This is a genomic window from uncultured Sulfitobacter sp., from assembly GCF_947500075.1.
Classification (GTDB): domain Bacteria; phylum Pseudomonadota; class Alphaproteobacteria; order Rhodobacterales; family Rhodobacteraceae; genus Sulfitobacter.
In genome coordinates, this window is the sequence record NZ_CANMQS010000001.1 from 984526 (window position 1) to 1004193 (window position 19668).

Here is a 19668-nt window from a genome sequence, read left to right on the forward strand (position 1 = left end):
CCTTACATGTCGCGCCAATCGCCCGATTGCTCAAATGCGTGTGCGGCCTGATAGATCTTCATCTCTCCATAGTGTGGCCCAACCAACTGCATGCCAATAGGCAAACCTTCGCTAAACCCGCAGGGAATGCTCATCGCGGGCAGGCCACCGTTGAAAGGCGCGGTGTTGGGCACCATCTCAAACGCCCGCTGGACATAGAGGCTGAGCGAGCAATCCGCAGGCGGATGTTCCTGCGGCTTGATCGGCAGCGTGGGCATCAGCAGCAGATCATATTGCTTGAGCGCGGCAAGATAGCGTTCATTGCACCGCCGCATGATGTTCTGCGCCTTGCCATAGAACCGGCCCCGATATTGCCGCTGAAAATGCTCGCCCACGAACATGCAGGCCTTGAGCGAATGGCTCAATTCATCCGCCCGCCCCTTCCATTGCGCCATATGGTCCGTCATCGACGGCAGGAACAGCCCGCGATAGTTTGTGCCTGTCGAATTGCCCCACATCATCCCGTCTTGCAGACCCTCCAGCGTGATCGCCGTCCAGGCGTCCATCGCGGTGTGATGCTCCGGCACCGACACATCCTCCACCCGCGCCCCCAGTTCGCGAAAACGCGCGGCGGCCTGCATCACCTTGGCATCCACATCCGGTTCCGAATTCGGATGCCCAAAGCCCTCCTGCAAGACCCCGATCCGCAATCCATGCGCCCCGCGCCCCAGCGCTTCGGTATAGCTGTAGACCTTGGGCTTGTACTGCCGGGGGTCCAGCCCGTCTTCGCCCGCCAGCACTTCCAGCAGCAAGGCGTTGTCGGCCACCGTGTTGGTCACCGGCCCCAGATGGTCAATCGTCTGCTCAATCGGCATCGCACCGGTGTAGGGCACCAGCCCATGCGTGGGCTTCATGCCATAGCACCCGCAGTTCGACGACGGAATCCGGATGGAGCCGCCCTGATCCCCCGCAATCGCCATATCCACCTCTCCCGCCGCCACCAGGGCCGCCGACCCGGCAGAGGACCCGCCGGCCATATAACCGCGTTTGTAGGGGTTGTGGATCGGCCCCTTGGCATTGGTGTGCGAGCCGCCCGACAGGCAGAAGTTCTCACAATGCGCCTTCCCCGCGATCACCGCACCGGCGTCCAGCATCCGCGTCACAATCGTTGCGTCAATCTCCGGCGTGTAGCCTTCCATGATCGACGATCCGTTCATCAACGGCACCCCGGCCAGACAGATCGTATCCTTCAAGGCAATCCGCTTGCCGCGCAGCTTGCCATCAGGTGCGCCGCGCACTTCCGTCTTCACATACCAAGCGTTGAGCGGGTTCTCCGTCGGGTCGGGGAAATAGCCGGGGCTGCGCGGGTAGCGCACTTCAGGCAGGTTGTCGGGCATCGCATCCAGCCGGTCATAGGCCTGCATGTAAGGCTCAATGATCTCCGTATATTCGGTCAGATCGGCGTCCGACAGGCTCATCCCGAACCGGTCCGCCATGGACCGCATCTGGGCAAGGGTGGGGCGTTTGATCGTCATGGCAGTCACCGTTGAGACTTGAGGTTGCGGGCGTGGTGGGGCGGCAGGGGCGGACGGCGGCCCGGCAAGGCTCTCCGCCCGGTTCGGCGGCGCGGCAGAGGCGCGAGCCGTGGCCTGCCGCGTGCCTCTGGCCGCCCCAAACCCCAGAAACTGATCCACTTTGGATTGATCCGACAGATCCGCGCGCGACAAGGTCCCGGTGATCCGCCCCCGCTCCAGCACCAACACCCGGTCAGACAGGTCCGCGATGAAATCAAAGTTCTGCTCCACCAGCAGGATCGACAGCCCGCGCTTGGCGCGCAGGGCCAGCAGCGTCTCTGACATCTCTTCAATGATTGACGGCTGAATGCCTTCGGTGGGTTCATCCAGCAGCAGGAAATCCGGGTCCGTCATCAGACACCGCGCAAGCGACAGCAATTGCTGCTCCCCGCCTGACAGCGCGCCACCTTCGCGGTCCAGCAACCGCGTCAGGCGCGGGAAGTCGGCCAAGACCGCTTCCATCACCTCGGCCTCGGCCCCGCCACCATGGTCCTGCCAGGCAAACCGCAAATTATCCCGCACCGTCAGCTGCGGAAAGATCCCCCGCCCCTGCGGCACATATCCCAGACCCATCTGGCTGCGCGCATTGGGAGGCAGGCGGGTGATGTCGCTCTGATCATACCGGATCTGGCCGGAAGTCGCGGGCAGAAACCCCATCAGCGTCTTCAGCAGCGTCGTCTTGCCCATGCCGTTGTGGCCCAGAACTCCGACCACTTCGTTCTCTGCCACGTCCAGATCAATGCCATGCAGGATCGGCACCCGGCCATAGCCGCCCGACAGCCCCTTGGTGCTCAGCAGGATATCGCGCTCATTGTCCATCACGCGTTCTTTCCCAGATAGACGGCGCGCACATGGGGGTCTGACATCACGCGGTCCACGTGATCCTCCATCAACACGGCCCCTTGATGAAACACCGTCACCGTCTCCGCGATGGAGCGGATGAACTGCATGTCATGCTCCACAATCACCACCGCCGCACTGTGGGTGAGCGTGTGGATGATGTCGGTCATCCGGTCCACGTCCTGCGCGCTCATCCCCGCCGCAGGCTCATCCAGCAGCACCAGCCACGGATCAGCAACGGCCACAATCCCCAGTTCCACCCGCTGGCGTTCGCCATGCGCCAACTGCCCCAGCGGCGTGCGCGCAATCGCGCCCAGCGCCAGCCGGTCGATGATGTCATCGGCCCGCCCGCGCGCTTCCGCCACGGCATGAAACCGCCGTGCGGCCAGCCAGATGTTCTCATGCACGCTCAGCGCATCCATCACATTGGGCGTCTGCGTCTTGATCCCCACGCCGAGCGAGGCGATCTGATGCGGCTGCCATCCCGTCACATCCTGCCCGCGCATGAACACATGCCCCTCCGTCGGGGTCAGCAAGCCCGTCACGCATTTGAAGAACGTCGATTTCCCCGCCCCGTTCGGCCCGATCAGACACCGCAACTCCCGCGCCTTGAGCTTGAAGTTCACGTTGTCACTGGCCGTCACGCCACCAAAGCGCATCGTCAGGGCGTGGGTTTCCAGCACCGTCTCAGCCATGCCGCGCCCTCCGCATCCGGCGCGCGGCAGGTCTGCGCCGTGCCCGCCCAAAGGTGGCTTCAAACAGCCCGCTGATCGCTGGCACCAGCCCGCGCGGCAGGAACAGCACGAACAGCACAAGGATCAGACCGATGATCAGCGTGTTATCAATCATGCTCTGCTGGCCCAGCATGAACTTGAGATAAGCCAGCCCCGCAGCCCCGACAATCGGCCCCAGCCGGGTGCCCAGACCGCCAACAATGCACCAGATGATGATCTCCGCCGATTGCCCGAGGGAAAAGAGGTTCGGCGTGACAATCTCCCCCCAATTGGCAAAAAGCGCGCCCGCCAGCCCCGCAATCGCCGCGCCAATCGCAAACAGCACCGTCTTGCGCGCGGCCACGTCATAGCCCATCAGCCCCATCCGGGTTTCATTCTCCCGAATGCCCACAGCAATGCGCCCGAAGGATGACCGCAGCAACCACGTCACCAGCAGAAACACGATCACCAGCGCAACCGCGCAGACGTAGTAATAGGGAACACCCCAGATATAGGCATTTGGATCACCCGGCACGTTCAGCGTCTGAAATCCCGGTATCCCGTTGAACCCGCCAATCCGCGCGTTGCCGATCACATATTGCGGCCCGGCGGTGGAATTGACGAATTTGAACAGGATCAGCGTCACCACCAGCGTGATCACCCCCAGATAGACATCTGTCAGCCGCCCGTAGAACATCATCGCCCCCAGCAGCGCCGCGAACACCGCAGGCACCAGCACCGCCAGGATCATCGGCACCGTGCTTTCGCCGATGTTGATGGCGGCAATGGCATAGGTATAGGCGCCCAGCCCAAAGAACGCCGCCTGCCCGAAACACAGGATGCCCCCGAACCCCCAGATCAGCCCAAGGCTCAGCCCCAGCATCCCGTAGATGATCAGCACCGTCAGCGTGTAGGTGGTGATCAGCATCGGCATGATCCAGATCAACAGGGCCGACACCACCAGCGTGATCAGCACATCCTGCGTCGCAGACCGCTCCATCACATCTTATCCTTGAAAAAGCGTCCGGTGATGCCCTGCGGCATGGCACGCAGCAGCACGACAGCGGCGACCAGCAAGGCAACCTCTCCAATCACCGGGGAGATGGCGAAGGTGAAGATCTGGTTCACCAAACCAAAGGCCGTGGCCGAACTGACCAGCCCTGCGATCAATGACGGCCCCCCTGCGATCACGGTGATAAACGCCTCCGCGATATAGGCCCCGCCCGATGTCGGGACGAGGCCCACCAATGGCGCCAGCACCGCCCCCGCCAGACCAGACAGCGCAGAGCCGCAAAAGAACGTCGCCATATAGATGCGGTCCGGGCTGTAGCCCAATGCGGCGGCCATATCCGACCGCTGCATCGTGCCGCGCGCGATCAGCCCGGCGCGCGTGCCGCGCAGGATGGCGTACATCGCAATCACCAGCACAATCGACACCACGATAATGAAAAAGTTGTACCCGTTGATCTGATACCCCCCCACGGCAAAACCGGGGATCGGGGTTGAGATGCCGGTGGTCGTATTGCCAAAGATCATCGTGGCCAGCCCAATGAACACAAGGCTCAACCCCCATGTCGCCAGCATTGTATCGACCAGCCGCCCGTAGAGGTGCCGGATCACCAGCCGCTCCACGATCAGCCCGATCAGCCCCACCACCAGCGGCGCAATCACCAGCATCGCGACAAAGACATTCACGCCCAGCCCGACAGCTGTGATGGTCGCATAACCGCCCATCATCATGAACTCACCATGGGCCAGATTGATGACTTTCATCATGCCGAAAACAATCGCCAGCCCCGCACTGATCAAAACCAGTGACGCCACCGCATAGAGCATTTCAACAAGGATGACGAAGCTAAGATCCATGGTGCCTGCCGTCTGAAAAAGGAAGATGTCAGGGCAACCCAGGCCGCCCCGACAGGATGCGCATCAAAGATCAGATTTCGATCTCATACTGTGTGTTGTCATCCGGATTGGCTTGCAGATCACACACCGCCTGCGTGTCGATAGGCGCACGCTGCGGCAGCGTCTCGACCACTGTCATGCCCTGCCCTTCGAACTCCATGATATGCACATCCAGCGTGGCGTGGTGCGTCTGCGGATCAATCGTCACCTTGCCCGCAGGCCCTTCGATTGAAATGCCCGTCTCCAGCGCGTCAATCACCGCGTCGCGGTCGACACTGCCCGCTTTGCGCACGCCTTCGGCCCACAGCATGATCCCCTGATAGGTGGACACCGCAAGCTCGTGGATGGCAGTGGTATCGCCGTATTCCGCCTCCCACTTCTCCTTGAAGGCCACGTTGGATGGGGTCTCCAACTCCTGACTGTAATTGTAGGCAACCATGATGCCGTTGCCTTCCTCAGGCGTCAGTACCTTGTGCTCATTGCCCACTCCCATCGTGGTGGACGCTAGCGGGATCTTGTCCTTCATGCCCGCCGCAGCCCACTGCCGGAAGAACGACAGATGCGCACCCCCCACAAGCGGGGCAAAAACCAGATCAGGCGCGGTCTGCTGGATCTTGGTGATGGTGGAGCCGAAGTCGGAGACATCCAGCGGGAAGAAATCCGTCGCCACGACCTCACCACCGTTGTCTTCGACAAACTTCTGGATCCAGCGCGCGGTGATTTGGCCGTAGTTATAATCCGCCGCCAGAATATGCACCTTCGGGCCCGATTTACCCATCGCATAGGGCACCAAGACCTCAACCTGCTGGGCAGGTGTCACGCCGGTGACAAAGATGTTGCGGTCACACACGCCGCCTTCGTACTGCACGTTGTAGAAATACAGCGTCTTGGTCTTGCGCATCGTCTGGCGGATCGCCTCACGGGAGGCCGACAGAATACCCCCATGCACCACATCCACCTGATCCTGCCGGGTCAGCTGCTGGGCGTATTGTGAATAGAGCGCCATGTCCGACTGCGTGTCATAGGCCGCAACCTCGACCTGCTTGCCCAACAGGCCGCCCGCGTCGTTGATCTCTTTCACCGCCAGCCGCATCGCCTGATCCATCGGCTTGCCGTAGGCGTCAAAGATCCCGGATGTATCCAGGATCGATCCCAGCTGGATCGTATCCGCCGCCAGCGTGACGGTCGGCAGCAGTCCCGCTGCGGTCAGGGTGGCGGCACCGCCAAGCAATTCTCTTCTGTTCAGAGACATCTCTATGTCCTCCGTTGGTTCGTTTCAGGTCAGGGTGAATTCAGGTCACTCTTTGGGTTTCGGGTCGTCTTTCGCTTTGATCCGGTTGGCGTAATCCGCCGTGCGGCCTGCGGTGGGCACATCGAAATCCATGCCGATCTCCTCGCCCATCTGCTTCATGGCAGGCAGCCGCACGGCCATGCCAAGGATCTGATCCATCGCGGCACCAAAGGCACTATCCACGCCTTCGCCACCCGAGGACACACCGCCGCCCGATCCGCCAATCTGGTTGATCCGGATGGAATCGATCTTTTCCACCGGCTTCATCATCTGGGTCATGATCTCCGGCATCTTCTCCAGCTTGCGCTCTTCCAGCCGCATGCGGATCACCGCGTCGCTCAGGGTGTTCTCTGCGGTGTTGAGCGCGGCATGCCCCGCCGCCTGCGCTTCCATCGCAGATTTCTCCGCCTCGGCTGTGGCGGTCCGTGCGGTGGCTTCTGCCTGTGCGCGGGCCAGCAACGTGCTCACGTCGCTCTTGACCTGCGCATCCTCCAACTCGATGTCGCGCTCCTGCTTGAGCTTGGCGATCTCACGCTCGCGCTGGGTCACGGCGCGTTCTTTCTGGGCCTGCACATTCTCGGCGGCCAGAATGACCTGCGCACGCGCTTCTTCCTCATCCGCCTTGGCCTTGGCCTGCTTGGCGCGGGCCTGTGCCAGTTTGATGTCATTGGCGATCTGGGCTTCCTCCAACTCCAGCAGCGCCCGCATCTCCGCCTTGCGCAGCGTCTCGTCATTGGCCACCTGCGCGGCTTTTGTCTCCTGCTCCTGCTGGATGCGCATGGTCTCCGACGCCCGCAGCGCTTCGGCTTTCGCCTGCGCCGACCGGCTTTCCGCTTCCGCTTCCAGCCTGGACAGATGCTCCCGCTGGGCGATCTCCGCTTCCCGCTCCGCTTGCTGTAGCTCAATCTGGCGCTGGTGCTGGGACAACCGATGCTCCCGCACGGCCACTTCCGTGCTGGTCTCAACCGCGATGCGCGCCTTGCGCTCTTCGGCGACCATCTCTGCCAAACGCCGCATGCCACGGGCCGCGAAGGTGTTGTTCTCATCCCTTTGGGCAAAATCGCTCTGATCCACGGAAATCAGCGCGACCGATACCAGATCAAGCCCCAGCCGTGCCGCGTGGGCCGTGACCATCTCCGACACCTCTTGCGTGAAGGCCCCACGGTTCATGTGAATGTCATTCAATTCCCGCGCCGCAGCCGCCGTCTGGACCGCATTGGCCAGCGGTCCGGCCAGCACATCCTCAAACGCCTCTCCCCCCCGCGCGATGCGGTGGCCAAAAGCCTGCGCGGCCGTCGCGATGCTCTGGTCATCGGCCGCCACGCGCAGGTCAAACTCCATCACGACATCCGCGCGTAACGGGTCCGCCGTCAGCACCGCGTCGCGCCCCGTGCGGGTCACCGAAACGGAGGCGGTCTGCATCGACACACGCTGCACCTGATGGACAATCGGCAGCGACACACAGCCCCCGTCCGTCAGCACGCGGCGCCCGCCCATACCGGTACGCACCAGCGCGCTTTCCAGCGTCGCCTTGGCGTAGAAGCGTTGCAGGAACCAGACCCCGATCAACAGGGCGATCACCAGAATGACAAGTGCCAGAAGCCAGTACACCAAATGCTCTCCCGTCGTATCACGCCACCCGGAATGGGTCGCGCAGTCCCTGACGGGTACGGTGATCAATATTACTTTCCGTTTCAAGTGTTTTATTTGAACAGGAAAGTAATTCTTCTTTTAGGTATGAATTACAGCACCTTAAAGTCGCAAAACTGCATGCCATCCGCCCGCGCAAGATAGACAGCAGGGCGTTTGCGGCTGACTTTCCGGGCAAAGCTGCGGCCGGTTTCGTGAATCACCGGCAGGCTGTCGCGGGTGGAACGCTGCTGCCAGACGTCATCGAAATCGCGCAGCAGCGCTTCAAGGTAATGCAGCCCTTCATAGGTCGATTGCCCCAGCGCATTCAGCGTCGGGGCCATGTCCCCGTGCAGCGCGTAATAGCGTTCCTTGAAGCAGGCATTCGCCTCGGTCGAGATTGCGCCGAAGTAGGAGGAGACCGAGAACAACCGTTCCAGATTGCCCTCCCCACAAGCCATCAAGCCGTTCTCTTCCAGCGCGCAGGACAGCCGGACGATGGATTTATGCAAGCCCCGCCGCCCGAACTCCCGATTGAAATTCACCGCATCCTGCCCCACCAGCGACACCAGCACCGCATCCGCGCCAGAGGCTTCCAGCCGGTTCACCAGCTCCGTCATGGTGGGCAGGCCAAATGGCACATAGCACTCCATGGCCAGTTCCGCGTCCATCTGGCGAAGACAGGTCTTGGCATAGGAATGCGAACTGCGCGGCCAGACGTAGTCATTGCCAATCAACGCCCATCTGCGCAGCCGGAAGGCCTGCTGCAACATCGCCATGGCGGGTCCAAGCTGCTCCTGCGGGGTCTCCCCGATGGCGAACAGCCCCGGCGTGGTCTCTCCCCCTTCATAAAGCGGCGTGTAGATGTAGGGGATACGCTGGCGCACGACCTTGGACAATCGCTGCCGCACCGCACTCAGGTGCATGCCGACAATCGCATCAATCGCCCCAAGCTCAATCAGCTCGTTCATGATCTCTTCGATGGGTTCCCCGGCTTCCACCGCGGCATCGATCATGATGAGTTGAACACGCCGCCCCTGAATGCCCTTGTTGCGGTTCAGTTCTTCCACCGCGACCTGCGCGCAGGAAATACACGAGGGTGCCCAGATCCCCGCAGGCCCGCACATCGGGATCAGCAGCGCAACGCGAAAGGCGCCGGACGCATAATGATCCCCGCCCGTGCGGAAATCTGCCAGTTCAATCGGCGCCGCAATGCTCCCGGATTTACGTCCCAGATCCACGTCCCCCTTGGACAACCCGCACATTCCAATTGAAATTGCTTTCCAAGTCAATTAATTTCAACCGATAACAAGCAGAGGCGTGCAAAGATGACTGGCACAGGGCAATTTGACAAAAATCTATCCTATGCGCTGGCCGCCGCGCATCGGAACGTGAACCAACTGCTGAACGCACGGCTGAAGAAACACGGCATCCAGATTGAAGCCTGGCGGGTGATGGAATGCCTCGATGCCGGTGAAAAGCTCACCATGGGGGAGCTGGCCAGACGCGCGCTGATCAACCCGCCGACCTTGAGCAAACTGGTGGACCGCATGGTGTCCAACGGTCTGGTGCACCGCCAGATCTCGGACGCGGATCAGCGCCAGATCAATCTGCTGCTGACCAGCCTTGGCCAGACCCGCATGCTACAGGTCCGCGCCGATGTGGAGGATCAGGACAACGCCCTGACCGCCCTGTTTGAGGCGCAGGATGGTACCTTGTTGAAAGAGCTTTTGTTCAAACTCGCCTGATACGCGCCGTGTCAGGGAGGCACCAAAAGAGATTTCAGGCCTCTGGCAGGGTTTTTGAACCATTTGGAAGAGGGGAAGGGCCGGTGCAACTTTACGCCGCAACGCGCGTTACGCTACCAATAGAGGATCGCCAACCAAGGACCAGTACACCCCATGTTCAACCGCCGTTCCTTCCTGCTGACAGGCGCTGCCACGCTTGCCGCCGGTCCCGCTTTTGCCACCGCTGAACCCTACAAGATCCCCGAGCGTCATCAGGCCCGCATCGTGCGCATCCGCCGCAGCTTTGCCCCCGGAGAGATCCACGTCGATCCCGGTCAGTTCGCGCTTTACTGGACAATGGAAGGCGGCAAGGCGGTGCGCTATCCCGTCGGCATTGGCCGGGCGGGGCTTTATGAAAGCGGCACGTTCACGGTGGGGCGCAAGGCCGAATGGCCGCGCTGGACGCCGACCAAGGCGATGATCAAGCGTGAGCCACACCTCTATGCCAAACACGCAGAGGGCATGCCGGGCGGGCCGAACAATCCGCTGGGGGCGCGTGCGCTCTACCTCTACAACGCCGCCGGGCGCGATACGCTGCTGCGCATCCACGGCACGCCGCGCCCTGATACGGTGGAGACCCGCCGGTCCAACGGCTGTGTGCGGATGATCAACGCCCATGCCATCGATCTCTATGACCGTGTGCCCAGCGGCACCCGCGTTGTGCTGCATTGATCTCCCGCGTGCGCCCTGTTTCGCCATGGGTCAGGCTGCACCTGACCGGGATCGCGCGATGCAATCGCTGATCATCCATCTGACCGGCACCGACGCGCGCCGCGAAAACGTCGCCACCCTGCGCGAGACGCTGCCAGACGCCCGCATTGTGCCCGCCGTCGTTGGCCGCACCGAAGCGCTGGATTTCCCCACCGCCCCCGGCACGCTGCATGCACCATCCTACCCTTTCCCGCTCAGCGCGGGTGAGCGGGGGTGTTTTCTCAGCCACCGCCGCTGTTGGGAGGCCATCGCGGACGGTCCCGACCCCTTTGCCCTCATTGTGGAGGATGACCTGCACCTCGACCCGATCCTCTGGCCCGACACGCTGGTCCTGATTGCGCGCAACGCGGATGAGACGTGTTTCATCCGTCTGCCCGCAAAAGAGCGGGAGCAGGTCACATCTGTTACCGACAGTGAAGGCGCGGCCAAGCTGTTCACGCCGCGCACAATCGGGCTGCAAACCGTGGCGCAGGTGGTGGGCAGGCAGGCCGCTCAGCGCCTGCTGGCGGCGACCCGCACCATCGACCGCCCCGTCGACACGACCCTGCAAATGCACTGGGTCACCGGCCAGCGGGTCCAGACCATTCTGCACAGCGGCGTGTCCGAACACCCCGGCCCCTCCACCATCCAGAAAAAATCCCGCACCAGCGGCAAGCTGATGCGGGAGATACGGCGCGCGATCTACCGCGCGCGGGTGCGGCGCAGGCCGCAGGTCTAGTCGGGCGCCTTCGTCGTGCGCAGATAGGGCAGCACGGTGGTGAACGCGCCGAACTTCGCCTTTGCATCCTCATTGGACACGGTGGGCGGGATGATCACATCATCGCCCACGTTCCAGTTCGCCGGTGTCGCCACACCTTTGCCTGTCGAGGTCTGCAACCCATCGAGCGCGCGCAGCACCTCAGCAAAGTTGCGGCCCACGGTCATCGGATAGGTCATCGACAGCTTCAACTGCTTGTCCGGCCCGATGATGAACACCGAGCGCACGGTTGCTGAATCAGCAGGGGTGCGGCCATCAGGCAGATAGGCCTCCGCAGGCAGCATGTCGAAGGCCTTGGACACTTCCAGACCGCTGTCTGCGATGATCGGGAAGGTGGCTTCTGTGCCGGCAACCTGCTCGATATCGCTTTTCCACTTCTTGTGGTCCTCAACCCCGTCGACGCTGACGCCGATCACCTTGGTGCCGCGCTTGGCCCATTCGTCTTTCAACTGCGCCACGGCCCCGAATTCGGTCGTGCACACGGGCGTGAAATCCTTGGGGTGAGAAAACAGAATGGCCCAGCTGTCACCGATCCAGTCATGCAGCGAAAGGCTGCCATGGTCGGTTTCAACCGTCAGATCAGGGATGGTGTCGTTGATGCGCAAACCCATGAGGTGTCTCCTTGCATTTATGGTCTCGACCGCAACCTAATCCTTCTTTCCCCCGCTTGCATCCCCCCACTTGCGGACGCATATGCGAAGGGTCATGGTGCCGCCGTCACACCCCCTTGCGGTGCCTCGAATCAAACTGGGAGTTTTGCCATGCTGGAAAAGCGTGATTTCTACATCAACGGCGCATGGGTCGCCCCTGCTGCGGCCAATGACTTTGCCGTCATCGACCCTTCGACCGAAGAACAATGCGCGGTGATTTCACTGGGCGATCAGGCCGATACCGATGCCGCCGTGGGGGCCGCCCGTGCGGCCTTTGATGGCTGGTCCCAGACCCCGCGTGCGGAACGTGTGGCGCTGATCGAAAAGCTTGCCAAGATCTACGACGCGCGCCAGGAAGAAATGGCGCAGGCCATGTCCATGGAAATGGGCGCGCCCATCGACCTCAGCCGCGTGCAGCAGGTTGGTGCCGGCACCTGGCACATCGGCGGCTTCCTCAAGGCGTTTGAGAATTTCTCCTTTGAGGAGGATTTCACCGCGACCGAAAAGACGCTGAAGGAACCCATCGGCGTCTGTGCCCTGATCACGCCCTGGAACTGGCCCATGAACCAGATCATCCTCAAGGCGATCCCGGCACTGGCCACAGGTTGCACCGTGGTGCTGAAACCGTCCGAGATTGCACCGCTGTCCGGCCACCTCTTTGCAGAATTCGTGCACGAGGCAGGCTTCCCGGCAGGCGTGTTCAACCTGGTGAATGGCGACGGCCCCGGCGTGGGCTCGCAGCTTTCTGCGCACCCGGAAGTTGACATGGTCAGCTTCACCGGCTCCACCCGCGCAGGCATCGCGATCTCCAAAGCCGCCGCTGACAGCCTCAAGCGCGTGTCGCTGGAGCTGGGTGGCAAGGGGGCCAACATCATTTTTGAGGACGCCCATCCAAAGGCCGCCAAATCCGGCGCCATCCGCTGCTTCCGCAACTCCGGCCAGTCGTGCAACGCGCCAACCCGGATGTTGGTACACAAGTCGCGCTATGACGAAGCGGTGGAGATGGCCGCAGACGTGGCCAACAACACCCACGTCGGCCCCGCGTCCGAGGAAGGCCAGCACATCGGCCCGGTGGTCTCTGAGGTGCAGTTCGACAAGATCCAGAAGCTGATCGAAGTCGGTATGGGCGAAGCACGTCTGGTCGCCGGTGGTCTGGGCCGCCCCGATGGTCTGAACCGCGGCTATTACGTCAAACCCACGGTGTTTGCCGATGTGAACAACGACATGACCATCGCCCGCGAGGAAATCTTTGGCCCCGTGCTGTCGATCATCCCCTTCGAGACCGAAGAGGAAGCCGTGGCCATCGCCAATGACACGCCCTACGGCCTGACCAACTACGTGCAGACAACGGACGACGACAAACGCCGCCGCGTGGCGCGCCGTCTGCGCTCCGGCATGGTGGAAACCAACGGTCAGGGCTTTGCGCAAGGCTCGCCTTTCGGGGGCTACAAGCAATCCGGCAATGGCCGCGAAGGTGGTGTGTTTGGTCTTGAGGAGTTCCTTGAGATCAAGGCGGTCTCCGGTTGGGCGGCTGAGTAAGCACTGCCCTGTCTGCGGCTGCGCAGGCGGAAAGGGCGGGATTGAGTTTATGGGCCAAATGAAGCCCGGACCGTCCCGCCTTAACACTGTGTTAACCGCTCTTGGATAGCGTCGAAATGCGCGGACAGCTGGAGAGCGACCCCGCGTGCCAGATGAAGCTCTGCCCCATCGTTCAGGCGATCGGGGCAGAGTGGATGCGCGACGCTCCAGGCTTCATTTGGCCCATAAACTCAATCCTGCCGCAACCACGCACGCTGCCGGTTGAGAAACAGGGCCGGCACTATGGTTTGCGCGCCCATTCTTCCCAGATGAACGGGTATTCCCAAACGCAGGCATGTGTCCTGGACAACCCGTCCCGAATAGCCTCCCGCGCCTCGATCTGGCCTGCACCGTAATTGTGAAACTGTACCGTCAGGCGATCAACGCGGCCCATCAGGCCCGCCTCAATCATCGCGGGCAGCAGATCATATTCGCCCCCCTCGATGTTCATCTTCACAACCTTGATCTCCGCCAGATCCAGCTCTTCAAAGACATCCGCCACCGGCAGGATCGCCCCCGTCACCTGCGGGCCAGCGGCCACCAACGCGGACGACGCGTTCTCATCATCCGACAGCGCCAGCGTGCCTGCCTCTGCCCCCATGGCAAAATCATGCACGTGCACATCCGCGCGCCCTTCAAAGCGGTCCGTCATCATCTGCGCAAACCGCGGATGCGGCTCAAACGCATGGACGGTCACACCGTAGAGCGCGGTCATCCGGTCGGCCCAGTCACCGTGATAGCCGCCTACATCCAGAACCACATCACCGGGCGATAGCCCCTCATATCGCTCCGGCGTGCCGCGCCCGTGGGCGGCGCGAAACGCCTTCACCTGCCGCTTCATCGCGCGGAATTCAGGGTCACTGGCCAGTTTCCACATCTTGTTCAGCTCGCTCGACACCGACATCGCAATTCCTTTTCAACTGGCGCAGCCTGCGCGGGTTACCCTAGAAAGGAAAACAACGGAACAAAAGGCGATGCAGGCAATGATCATCACGCGGCTTCATGGCGGGCTGGGCAATCAGATGTTCCAATACGCAGCAGGGGCGGCGCTGGCGTCGCGGTTGGATGTGCCACTGGCCCTTGATCCGCGCCCTGCGGCGGCCAAGGATCAGGGCGATCTGCGCGCGATTTTCGATCTGCCCTTGGTGGAGCCGGACCACCTGCCCCCTGACCGCGATGCGCGGCCCGTTGCCTATGCGCTGTGGCGGAAGCTCGGACGAACGCCGGTCCTGAGGCGCGAGGACGGGCTGGGGTATAATACCGCATTTGAGACATGGGGCGACGGCAGCTACCTGCACGGCTACTGGCAAAGCGACCGGTATTTTACCCCGATCATCGACCGTTTGCGCGATGACTTCACCATGACCCCGCCGATGTCGCCTGCAAACGCTGAAATGACTGCGCGTATTGCCCAAGGCACCACCATCGCCCTGCACGTCCGGCGTGGCGATTACGTGGCGCTTGGGGCCTCCGCCGTCTGCGATCAGGCGTATTATGATGCGGCCCTTGCGACCATCACCAAAGACCTGCCCGACACCCCCCGTGTGTTTGTCTTCTCCGACGACCCCGGCTGGGCGCGCGACAATCTGTCGGTGCCCTTTGAGAAAACCGTGGTGGACCTCAACGGCCGCGACACCGCACATGAGGACATGCGGCTGATGTCGCTCTGCACCCATAACGTGATTGCCAATTCCACCTTCAGCTGGTGGTCCGCCTGGCTGAACCCCAACCCTGCCAAACGAGTCGCGGCCCCTGCCAGATGGTTCGGCAACGACCACCAGCACAATCCCGACATCCTGCCCCAAAACTGGCTGAAGATCGCACCCTAGAACGGCGCCTTCGCGCGCACCTTCACAGACCGCCCGCCCTGCGGGTGATTGAACCGCAATTCCTCCGAATGCAGCATCAGGCGGGGGTATGCCAAAGCCTCCCCGGTCGCATAAAACGGATCCCCCAGAATGGGATGGCCGATGGCCAGCATATGCACCCGCAGCTGATGGCTGCGCCCGGTCTTGGGAAAGAGCTTCACCCGCGCCGTCTTCCCGTCGCTCTTGATCACTTTCCAATCGGTCTGCGCGGGTTTGCCTGTCTCGTGACAGACCATCTGGCGCGGGCGGTTCGGCCAATCCACGATCAGCGGCAGATCAACGGTGCCGGATTTCTCCTCCGGCACGCCCCAGACGCGCGCCACATAGGTCTTGCGGGTCATGCGTTTTTCGAACTGCAACCCCAGATGCCGCTGCGCGTAAGGCGTCAGCGCAAAGATCATCACGCCGGAGGTATCCCGGTCCAGCCGGTGCACCAGCAGCGCATCGGGAAAGGCCGCCTGCACGCGGGTAATCAGGCAATCGGCCAGATCGGGCCCCTTGCCGGGCACACTCAGCAAACCGGAGGGTTTGTCGACCAGCAGCACTTCCGCATCTTCATGCAGGATGACAAGCGGGGTGTCTGGCGGGGAATACGTTGCGTCCATAGCTGCCGCAGATGTCAAAAACCGCTGGGCCGCGCAAGGGCTGCGTGGCACGTTAGGCACAACAGGAGACCCACCATGCACCCCACGATCCAGCGCTTTCACGACCTTGTCCTGGCCAAATCACACGACGGCATCCCCGCCCTGATGGCCGAGGACATCACCTTCATGCCGCCGACCTATTGGGCCACATGGACCGGGCGGGATGCGGTCTCGGCCGTGTTGGGGCACGTGAATGAGGTGTTCACCGATTTCGAATACCGCCGGGTGTTTGGCGAAGGCGTGGATTGGGCGCTGGAGTTTCAGTGCAAGGTGGATGGGCTGGATGCCGTGGGCGTGGATCTAATCACGTTGAATGAGGCCGGGCTGATGCAGCACTTCGAAGTGGTGATGCGCCCGCACAAGACGATTGGCGCCCTGCGCGCCGCAATGAACGAACGGGTGATGCAGGACCCCGCGTTTCTAAAACACAAGGCGGCCCTCTCGTAGGGTGGGTGAAACCCACCCCCAAAAACCAAACACCCCGCCGCGTGCCCTACCCCCGCCGCATCTGCCCCAGCATCGACCCTGAATAAATCACCAGTGCCGCCCAGATCATCGGGAATGCAATGCCCCGTGCGGTGCCGAAGGGTTCTTCGAACACATACACCGCCACCAGAAAAATCATCGTCGGCGCGATGTATTGCAACACCCCGATCGTCGACAGCCTCAGCCGTTTGGCCGCATTGGCGTAGATCATCAACGGGACCGCCGTGACCAACCCGCAGCCCATCAGCAGCCACATGTCGCGCCCGCCATCAAAGTGGAAATGCGCCCCACCCGATTGCGTCAGCCACGCCAGATAGCCAAGGCACGGCAAAGTCAGCAGCAGCACTTCCAGCGCAAACCCCTGATTGGGCCCAATCGGCAACTGCTTCTTGGCCAGCGCATAAAACCCCCAGGACAGCGTCAATCCAACCGCTACCCACGGCACGCCACCCGCGTCCACCGCCAGCACACCCACCGCAGCACTGGCCAGCGCGATGGCAACCCACTGCGCGCGGCTCAGTTTCTCTCCCAGCAAGACGAAGGCCAGAAAAACACTGAACAACGGGTTGATGTAATACCCCAGCGCCGCATCCAGCGTCTTGTCCACCGAAATCGCCCAGACATAGATCCCCCAGTTGATCGAAATCAACGCCGCCGTCACCGCCCCCATCGCCAGCATGCGCGGGTTCCGCAACGCCTGCCTGAGCGCATCTGTCCGCCGCAGCACCAACAGCACCACCATTGAGATCGGCAAAGACCACAACACCCGATGCGCCACCACCTCAGCTGCGGGCATATGCTCCAGCAGCTTCATGTAGAGCGGCAGGAACCCCCAAAGCCCATAGGCCGTCAGCGCAAAGGCCAGCCCCTGCGGCGTGTCTTCGTTGGTCTTGGGCGGCGCAACCTCGGGTGTTGTCATGGCGGGTGTCCTCTTCCCCACAGGGGTAGGACAGGAGGGCGCGGTTTGGAAAGGAGGACTTTGTACCGGGTACATTTTTGGGTGTTCAGGGTCAGAATCTGCGCCCCCCGCATACGGCAAACGATAGGTTAGGAGACAGTGGGTTCGAAGCGGCTGCGGTCTTGGGTGAGTGGCAGGTTTGCGGGGCGGTTTCAACGGGTGGTCGCAACACTTTACTCTTTTTGGAAAGATGGAGTGTGAGAGATGAAGTATCGAACGCGAACGTTTTACACGGACAAACAGAAATCCGAGATGTGGGATCGCTGGCAGCGCGGCGAGTCGATGAGTTCGATAGGACGGCACTTTGATCGTGCGTCATCTTCGATCTTCCCGCATTTGGCGCAGTTTGGCGGGATCCGGCCACCTGCCCGTAAGAGATCGCGTTTTGCTTTGAGCTTGCCAGAGCGAGAGGAGATATCGCGCGGCTTGGTCGCAAATCAGTCCCTGCGTTTGATCGCCAGAAGCCTGAACCGCGCGCCTTCGACAATCAGCCGGGAGGTCCGCAGAAATGGCGGGCGTCAGGCCTATCGCGCGGCGTGCTCAGATCAGCGCGCATGGGACTTTGAACCGCACCGGGTTTGCCGGAGGCTTCAACTCTTGAGTAGGATGGAGCATCATGACAAAGACAACGAACAAGTATTCACCAGAAGTGCGCGAGCGCGCGGTGCGAATGGTATTGGATGGCGTAGGGCAGCATGAGAGCCGTTGGGCAGCGATCGTGTCGATTGCTTCGAAGATCGGTTGCGCGCCGCAAACGCTGAACGAATGGGTCAAGAAGGTTGAGGTTGATACCGGCCAGCGCGGCGGCATCACGATCGAGCAGGCCGAGAAGATGAAGGCGCTTGAGCGCGAGGTGCGCGAGCTGAAACAGGCCAATGAGATCCTGCGCAAAGCGTCTGCATATTTTGCCCCCACTCTCACACATGCACGCATGTGTTGCCGTGCAGCGGGACGGAGCTCGACCGCCCACTGAAACGATGATCCAGTTCATAGAAGATCACCGGGGTGATCATGGGGTCGAGCCAATCTGCCGCGTCCTGCCGATTGCCCCAGCCACGTTCTATGATCATTTGGCCAAGCGCGCTGACCCTTCACGCCTTTCGGATCGCGCAAAGCGTGCCGAAGAACTGAAGCCCGAGATTGAGCGTGTCTTTGAGGAAAACCTCAGCGTCTATGGCGTTCGAAAGGTCTGGCATCAAATGCGTCGAGAAGGCTTTGATATTGCGCGCTGCACCGTCGCACGCTTGATGAAGGATTTGGGCCTTGAGGGCGTCGTGCGCGGCAAGAAGCCGAAGACAACGATCCCGGACAAGGCGCTGCCGTGCCCATTGGACAAGGTAAACCGCCAATTCCATGCGTCCGCGCCAAACGCACTCTGGGTGAGCGACTTTACCTATGTCGCGACGTGGCAGGGGTTCGTCTACGTGGCCTTCGTCATTGACGTCTTTGCCCGCCGCATTGTCGGGTGGCGCGTCAGTCGCACGGCTTCTGCCGGATTTGTCTTGGATGCCCTAGAACAGGCTATTCATCAACGCAGGCCAGCACAGGACAAGCTGGTACACCACTCGGATCGCGGTTCTCAATATTTGTCGATCAAGTATACCGAGCGCTTGGCGGAGGCGAAGATCGCCCCGTCGGTCGGCAGCATCGGCGACAGTTACGACAACGCTCTGGCCGAAACGATCAATGGGCTGTTCAAGGCAGAAGTCATTCACCGACGAGGTCCATGGCGCAGCTTCGATGCCGTGGAATATGCCACCCTCGAATGGGTCGATTGGTTCAACAACCGCCGCCTGCTGGAGCCCATCGGGAATGTCCCGCCAGCAGAGGCCGAAGCAAACTTCTACGCAGCTCTGGAAAGATCAGAAATGGCCGCGTAACTAAGACAAATCAGCCTCCGGCAAACCCGGTGCGGTTCACTGCGCGACGCGGCCCAAATCATGTAAACTCTCTTTCAACGACCCGTTATGCCAACTGATTGCACGCAAGTTGCGGCGGAAATGGTCACCGCAGCAGATCGCTGGTTGGCTTAAGCGCAAGCATCCGGACGAGGAGCAGTACCGCGTGAGCCACGAAACGATCTACCGCAGCCTTTATGTACAGACCCGTGGGGTGTTGAAGAAGGAACTGCAGGAGTGTTTGCGCAGCCCACGTGCCATCAGGCGGTCACGGCACGCAACCCAGAAAGGGTTGAAGCTGCGCAAGATCAAGGATGCGATCCTGGCCTGCTGCCGGTTTCGTGGACACCGAGATAAGGTGTTTATGAAACTGGAGAATCTAAATGACGAGAAGAATGTT

The 19668-nt window shown here is 61.5% G+C and carries 17 protein-coding genes, 3 pseudogenes and 1 other annotated feature; of the genes and pseudogenes, 9 read left to right on the forward strand and 11 right to left on the reverse strand.

Features of this window, described 5'->3' with window-relative positions; genetic code table 11:
* Positions 1-2: 2 nt before the first annotated feature.
* From Q1A91_RS04780 to Q1A91_RS04810, 7 genes are all read right to left on the reverse strand, one after another.
* A complete protein-coding gene (locus Q1A91_RS04780; RefSeq protein WP_299873574.1) occupies positions 3-2372 on the reverse strand; it encodes an amidase in 2370 nt (789 codons plus the stop codon).
* Positions 2372-3088, reverse strand: a complete 717-nt coding sequence (locus tag Q1A91_RS04785; protein ID WP_299873577.1) for an ABC transporter ATP-binding protein — start codon at positions 3086-3088, stop codon at positions 2372-2374. The genes Q1A91_RS04780 and Q1A91_RS04785 overlap by 1 nt, the downstream gene beginning before the upstream one ends.
* Positions 3081-4106: a branched-chain amino acid ABC transporter permease gene (locus Q1A91_RS04790; protein ID WP_299873580.1), complete on the reverse strand. Its 1026-nt coding sequence runs from the start codon at positions 4104-4106 to the stop codon at positions 3081-3083. Before Q1A91_RS04790 ends, Q1A91_RS04785 begins: the two co-directional genes overlap by 8 nt.
* Positions 4106-4972 carry a branched-chain amino acid ABC transporter permease gene (locus tag Q1A91_RS04795; RefSeq protein WP_299873583.1) on the reverse strand — a complete coding sequence of 289 codons (867 nt, stop codon included), beginning with the start codon at positions 4970-4972 and terminating at the stop codon, positions 4106-4108. The genes Q1A91_RS04790 and Q1A91_RS04795 overlap by 1 nt, the downstream gene beginning before the upstream one ends.
* 70 nt (positions 4973-5042) lie before the next feature.
* Positions 5043-6263, reverse strand: a complete 1221-nt coding sequence (locus Q1A91_RS04800; protein ID WP_299873586.1) for an ABC transporter substrate-binding protein — start codon at positions 6261-6263, stop codon at positions 5043-5045.
* 45 nt (positions 6264-6308) lie between these two features.
* Positions 6309-7913 carry a flotillin domain-containing protein gene (locus tag Q1A91_RS04805; RefSeq protein ID WP_299873589.1) on the reverse strand — a complete coding sequence of 535 codons (1605 nt, stop codon included), beginning with the start codon at positions 7911-7913 and terminating at the stop codon, positions 6309-6311.
* Positions 7914-8044: 131 nt separating this feature from the next.
* The gene (locus Q1A91_RS04810; protein ID WP_299873592.1) at positions 8045-9187 is read right to left on the reverse strand and encodes a substrate-binding domain-containing protein; all 1143 of its coding nucleotides are present in this window, start codon (positions 9185-9187) and stop codon (positions 8045-8047) included.
* Positions 9188-9259: 72 nt separating this feature from the next.
* Here Q1A91_RS04810 and Q1A91_RS04815 point away from each other — a divergent pair, with 72 nt between their 5' ends.
* The 3 genes from Q1A91_RS04815 to Q1A91_RS04825 all read left to right on the forward strand — a co-directional run bounded on the left by Q1A91_RS04815 (position 9260) and on the right by Q1A91_RS04825 (position 11147).
* The gene (locus tag Q1A91_RS04815; protein WP_299873594.1) at positions 9260-9679 is read left to right on the forward strand and encodes a MarR family transcriptional regulator; all 420 of its coding nucleotides are present in this window, start codon (positions 9260-9262) and stop codon (positions 9677-9679) included.
* A 153-nt stretch (positions 9680-9832) separates the two neighbouring features.
* Positions 9833-10390: a L,D-transpeptidase gene (locus tag Q1A91_RS04820; RefSeq protein ID WP_299873597.1), complete on the forward strand. Its 558-nt coding sequence runs from the start codon at positions 9833-9835 to the stop codon at positions 10388-10390.
* 25 nt (positions 10391-10415) lie between these two features.
* Positions 10416-11147 (forward strand): glycosyltransferase family 25 protein, encoded by a 732-nt coding sequence (locus Q1A91_RS04825; protein ID WP_299873600.1) that lies wholly within the window; start codon positions 10416-10418, stop codon positions 11145-11147.
* Here the strand turns inward: Q1A91_RS04825 and Q1A91_RS04830 are convergent.
* On the reverse strand, positions 11144-11797 hold the full coding sequence (locus Q1A91_RS04830; protein WP_299873603.1) for a peroxiredoxin: 654 nt from the start codon (positions 11795-11797) through the stop codon (positions 11144-11146). The two genes, Q1A91_RS04825 and Q1A91_RS04830, sit on opposite strands and share 4 nt — an antisense overlap.
* 150 nt (positions 11798-11947) lie before the next feature.
* Between Q1A91_RS04830 and Q1A91_RS04835 the strand changes: the two genes are divergently transcribed.
* Positions 11948-13375, forward strand: a complete 1428-nt coding sequence (locus tag Q1A91_RS04835; protein WP_299873606.1) for an aldehyde dehydrogenase family protein — start codon at positions 11948-11950, stop codon at positions 13373-13375.
* A 280-nt stretch (positions 13376-13655) separates the two neighbouring features.
* Here the strand turns inward: Q1A91_RS04835 and Q1A91_RS04840 are convergent, their stop codons facing one another.
* Entirely contained in the window at positions 13656-14318 is a 663-nt protein-coding gene (locus Q1A91_RS04840) for an FkbM family methyltransferase (RefSeq protein WP_299873609.1), read from the reverse strand.
* 70 nt (positions 14319-14388) lie between these two features.
* On the opposite strand from Q1A91_RS04840, the gene Q1A91_RS04845 reads away from it, so the two are divergent.
* Positions 14389-15243 carry an alpha-1,2-fucosyltransferase gene (locus Q1A91_RS04845; protein WP_299873612.1) on the forward strand — a complete coding sequence of 285 codons (855 nt, stop codon included), beginning with the start codon at positions 14389-14391 and terminating at the stop codon, positions 15241-15243.
* On the opposite strand, the gene Q1A91_RS04850 is transcribed toward Q1A91_RS04845, so the two are convergent.
* Complete coding sequence (locus Q1A91_RS04850; protein WP_299873615.1) at positions 15240-15887, reverse strand: RluA family pseudouridine synthase; 648 nt, start codon at positions 15885-15887, stop codon at positions 15240-15242. The genes Q1A91_RS04845 and Q1A91_RS04850 overlap by 4 nt on opposite strands.
* Before the next feature lie 75 nt (positions 15888-15962).
* On the opposite strand from Q1A91_RS04850, the gene Q1A91_RS04855 reads away from it, so the two are divergent.
* Positions 15963-16373 carry a nuclear transport factor 2 family protein gene (locus Q1A91_RS04855; protein WP_299873618.1) on the forward strand — a complete coding sequence of 137 codons (411 nt, stop codon included), beginning with the start codon at positions 15963-15965 and terminating at the stop codon, positions 16371-16373.
* Positions 16374-16419: 46 nt separating this feature from the next.
* Here Q1A91_RS04855 and rarD read toward each other — a convergent pair whose 3' ends face one another.
* Positions 16420-17331, reverse strand: coding sequence for an EamA family transporter RarD (rarD, locus tag Q1A91_RS04860; RefSeq protein WP_299873621.1), 912 nt, complete (start codon positions 17329-17331; stop codon positions 16420-16422).
* 243 nt (positions 17332-17574) lie between these two features.
* Here rarD and Q1A91_RS04865 point away from each other — a divergent pair.
* The 3 pseudogenes from Q1A91_RS04865 to Q1A91_RS04875 all read left to right on the forward strand — a co-directional run.
* Positions 17575-17916 (forward strand): annotated as a pseudogene (locus Q1A91_RS04865) (helix-turn-helix domain-containing protein); the annotation flags it as partial.
* A 70-nt stretch (positions 17917-17986) separates the two neighbouring features.
* Positions 17987-19250: pseudogene (locus Q1A91_RS04870) on the forward strand (IS3 family transposase).
* Positions 18299-18422: a sequence feature (AL1L pseudoknot), on the forward strand. (Overlaps the previous pseudogene by 124 nt.)
* 43 nt (positions 19251-19293) lie before the next feature.
* Positions 19294-19557: pseudogene (locus Q1A91_RS04875) on the forward strand (IS30 family transposase); the annotation flags it as partial.
* Positions 19558-19668: the final 111 nt, after the last annotated feature.